This window comes from Stenotrophomonas sp. (assembly GCF_032061965.1).
Taxonomy (GTDB): Bacteria; Pseudomonadota; Gammaproteobacteria; order Xanthomonadales; family Xanthomonadaceae; genus Stenotrophomonas.
Map to the genome: position 1 here is coordinate 4,242 of NZ_DAMBEF010000077.1, position 3,571 is coordinate 7,812.

General features: G+C 66.0%; 5 protein-coding genes and 1 tRNA gene (1 of these 6 running past the window's edge). All 6 read right to left on the bottom strand.

Going from position 1 to position 3,571, the window contains the following annotated elements; translation table 11 throughout:
• Window positions 1-22: transfer RNA gene (locus tag RT460_RS19210), tRNA-Arg, on the bottom strand; it reaches 155 nt to the left of the window's first position.
• A gap of 65 nt (window positions 23-87) precedes the next feature.
• A complete protein-coding gene (locus RT460_RS19215; RefSeq protein ID WP_313321330.1) occupies window positions 88-948 on the bottom strand; it encodes an alpha/beta fold hydrolase in 861 nt (286 codons plus the stop codon).
• Entirely contained in the window at window positions 945-1,754 is an 810-nt protein-coding gene (gene thiD / locus RT460_RS19220; RefSeq protein WP_313321331.1) for a bifunctional hydroxymethylpyrimidine kinase/phosphomethylpyrimidine kinase, read from the bottom strand. Before thiD ends, RT460_RS19215 begins: the two co-directional genes overlap by 4 nt.
• 34 nt (window positions 1,755-1,788) lie before the next feature.
• Entirely contained in the window at window positions 1,789-2,460 is a 672-nt protein-coding gene (locus RT460_RS19225; protein WP_313321332.1) for a YoaK family protein, read from the bottom strand.
• Window positions 2,461-2,475: 15 nt separating this feature from the next.
• Window positions 2,476-2,949 carry a hypothetical protein gene (locus RT460_RS19230; RefSeq protein WP_313321334.1) on the bottom strand — a complete coding sequence of 158 codons (474 nt, stop codon included), beginning with the start codon at window positions 2,947-2,949 and terminating at the stop codon, window positions 2,476-2,478.
• A 14-nt stretch (window positions 2,950-2,963) separates the two neighbouring features.
• On the bottom strand, window positions 2,964-3,571 hold a 608-nt coding region (locus RT460_RS19235), incomplete at its 5' end, for a PhoH family protein (protein ID WP_313321333.1).

The window sequence follows — 3,571 nt, forward strand, 5'->3', positions numbered from 1 at the left end:
TATCCAACTGAGCTACGAGCGCGTCGTTGCCAGGAGCGAGATTATGCGGATTTGCCTGGTTTGCGTCAACGGTTTTGTGAAAAATTCTTAATCATTGTGATGAATCAACGCGCTGACCACGGATCGCGGTGATTTCATCCAATGGAAGTGATCGGCACGCACGCCCAGCTGACGTGCCGACAGCAGCTGCAGGCTGTGATTGGATGTGGGGAGTTTCTCCAGCAGGGCGCGCATCGAGCTGATCGGCGCCAGCCAGTCATTGTCGAACACAACCGCGCTGGCAGGTGCGGTGACGGTGCGCATCCCGGCCTCCAGGTCGACATCGAGCCCCGCGGCGGCGTAGTGATTGCTGAGGCCAACCGCGGCCCAGTCGCGGATAAGGCCGCGTGCTTCGGTACCGCCAAAGCCGACCCGGCGCCCGGGCAGGGTGCCGTTGCGTTGTGCCAGCCACGGCAGGAACCGGTATGCCAGTGGCAGCAGCCAACCGCGCGGTGGCGGGAAGCTTCGCCACCATGGGCTGCCGCTGGCGACCAGCCAAATGGCATCCAGTGCGCCGTTGCGCATGCCGGCATGGCAGCAAGCGAGCTGGCCGCCGAGGCTGTGGCCGCCCAGGCGAAACGGGGTGCTTGGCAAGGTGGCGTGCACGACGGCTTCGGCTGCGGGCAGGTCGTGAAGCAGCAGCGCCCGGTAGCCCCAGTCATGGGCCATGTCCGGCCGCAGGCTGCTGCTGCCATTGCCGCGCCATTCGTGCAGGAACACGGCAATACCTTCGGCGGCCAGCGCTTGCGCGAAAGGCAGGTAATGCCGCGCGGCGACGCCCAGCGCCGGTAGCCACAGCAGGCTTGCCAGCGGTTGCGCGGGTAGGCATGCCAGCAACTCGAAGTGGTGACCGTCTGCGCAATCCACGCGCAGTCGTACAGGTTCCATCGGCCCGGCAGTATTGCTCATGCGGCCGGCGCCGCGCCGAAGTGATCAAGCACCAATACGTCGCTGCGGCCGGGGGCGAAACCGCCGGCAAGACCGCGCGCGACATAATCGATGGCGGCTTCGCAGGCATTGGCCATCGACAGGCCGCGACAGAGTTGGGCGGTGATCGCCGAGGCCAGGGTGCAGCCGGTGCCGTGCGCGTCGACGGGCAACCTTGCGTGGCTGAACTCCTCGTTGCTGACGCCGTCGAAATAGCGGTCGATGACCCGGTTGCCTTCCTGCAGGTGGCCGCCCTTGAGCAGTACTGCGCCGGTGCCCATGGCGAGCAGTGCGGCGGCGGCATCTTCGGCGTCATTCGCGCTCTTGATCCGCCGTCCAAGCAGCAGTTCGGCTTCCGGTGTGTTGGGGGTCAGCAGGGTTGCCAGTGGCAGCAGGCGCTCACGCAGCGCACGCAAGGCGCTGTCTTCGAGCAACTTCGCGCCGCTGGTGGCAACCATCACCGGGTCCAGCACGACGTGCTGCGGGCGGTGTCGCTCCAGCGCATCGGCCACCAGGTTGATCACCTCGGCATTGGCCAGCATGCCCAGCTTCACCGCGTGGATATCGAAGTCATCGAAGCATGCGTCGATCTGCGCCTGCAAAAAATCCAATGGCGGCACATGCACGGCAATGACGCCGCGGGTGTGCTGGGCAGTGAGCGCGGCGATCGCGGACAGGCCGTGCACCTGGTGTGCGGCGAAGGTCTTCAGGTCGGCCTGGATGCCGGCGCCGCCGCCGGAGTCGGAGCCGGCAATGGTGAGTGCGGAAACGGGAGTGGAAGGGCTCATGCAGCGATTGTGCAGTGTTTGCCCGGGCGTTGCTTCAGCGGTGCCGCAGCAGTACCCATTGCCGGTACAGCACGTAGCCCAACCCGCTTATGCCGGTGAGCAATGCCGGGGCAAGCAGGGCGTCGTATTGCCAGCGGACGAACAACCACGCGCCGAGGATGCCACCGGCCAGAAAGCCACTGATGATCAGACCGCTCAGCGTCAGTCGGCGCAGTTGCAGGGGCAGCCCGCGCAGCAAATGGCCCAGGCCTATGCCCAGGTCGGTGAACATGCCGCTGAGGTGGGTGGTGCGCACGACAGCGCCGCTGAAGGTGGTGGCCAGCGCGTTCTGCAGGCCGCAGGCCATCGCCGCGGCCAGCGCGCCCCAGACCTGTTGTTGCTTGAACAAGGGAATGGCAGCCAGCAGCAGCGCTGACTCCAGTGCCAGCGCAAGGCCATAACGGCGGCCCAGTTGCAGGCTTTCACCCTGGATGATCAAGCCGCTGAGCATTGCCCCAAGGGAAAAGGCGATCAGCAGTCCCCACAGGTGGCCGACCGAGCGCCAGTCACCCTGCGCGAGCGCGATGCCAAGCTGGCTGGTGCTGCCGGTCAGGTGGCTGACTGCCTGGTGCTCGAAGCCCAGGAAGCCAACCACGTTGACCATGCCGGCCACGCAGGAAAGCGCGACCGCACCGACCCACACCCAGGTTGGCAGGCGGATACCCATGAAAGCGCGCCAGTACTACAGCGCGCCGTTGCGTTGGATGCTGGAGAAGGTGCCTGCCTGCGGGTCGTACACTGCCCCCCAGAACTGCGCGCCGCCATCGCAGACCCGGATTGCTTCGCGCGCCGGGTCGATTTTGCTGTGGTCGGGCAGGGCGAAGCCGTTGATGTAGATCAAGCGCTTGCCACTGCTTTCGAAGCCGACATACTGCCGCCCGGATTGGCCGGGCTCGGCGATCTGCGGCTGCAACTGCGCCAGCCGGCCTTCCAGTGCGTCGATATCGGCGCGGCTGGGCGCCCAATAGCCGGTGACCTCACCGGCATGCCTGGCGGGGCTGTCGCGCGAGCAGGTGTCCAGCACCTGCGCGGCGACCACGGGGCGAGTGACCACCCAGGATTGTCCTGCCTTGACTGCCGTCGGCACGCTGCCGGGGCGCGTGTTCGACGGCGTGCAGGCGGCCACGGCGAGGGTCGCCGTGGCCAGCAGGGACAAGGTGCGCAACTGTTTCACAAAACCTCCGAAGCGTAATCGGCCAGGCGCGAACGTTCGCCCCGACGCAGTGTGATGTGCGCACTGTGCGGCCAATTCTTGAATCGGTCCACCGCATAGGTGAGGCCGGACGTGGTTTCGGTGAGGTAGGGCGTGTCGATCTGCTCGACGTTGCCCAGGCAGACGATCTTGGTGCCGGGGCCGGCGCGGGTGATCAGGGTCTTCATCTGCTTCGGGGTGAGGTTCTGGGCCTCGTCCAGGATCAGGTAGCGCGACAGGAAGGTGCGCCCGCGCATGAAGTTCAACGAGCGGATCTTGATGCGGCTGGCCAACAGGTCATTGGTAGCCGCGCGGCCCCATGCGCCACCGTCCTGGTTGTGGGTCAGAACTTCCAGGTTGTCGGTGAGCGCGCCCATCCACGGCGTCATCTTTTCTTCCTCGGTGCCAGGCAGGAAGCCGATGTCCTCGCCCACGCTGACGGTGGCGCGGGTCATGATGATCTCGCGGTAGCGCTGTGTGTCCATGGTCTGCGCCAGGCCGGCGGCCAAGGCCAGCAGGGTCTTGCCGGTGCCGGCGGTGCCGAGCAGGGTGACGAAGTCGATCTCCGGATCCATCAGTGCGTTGA

Coding starts and splice junctions, on each gene's coding strand:
- RT460_RS19215 (WP_313321330.1), bottom strand. CDS start 948: ATGAGCAATACTGCCGGGCCGATGGAACCTGTACGACTGCGCGTGGAT.
- thiD (WP_313321331.1), bottom strand. CDS start 1,754: ATGAGCCCTTCCACTCCCGTTTCCGCACTCACCATTGCCGGCTCCGAC.
- RT460_RS19225 (WP_313321332.1), bottom strand. CDS start 2,460: ATGGGTATCCGCCTGCCAACCTGGGTGTGGGTCGGTGCGGTCGCGCTT.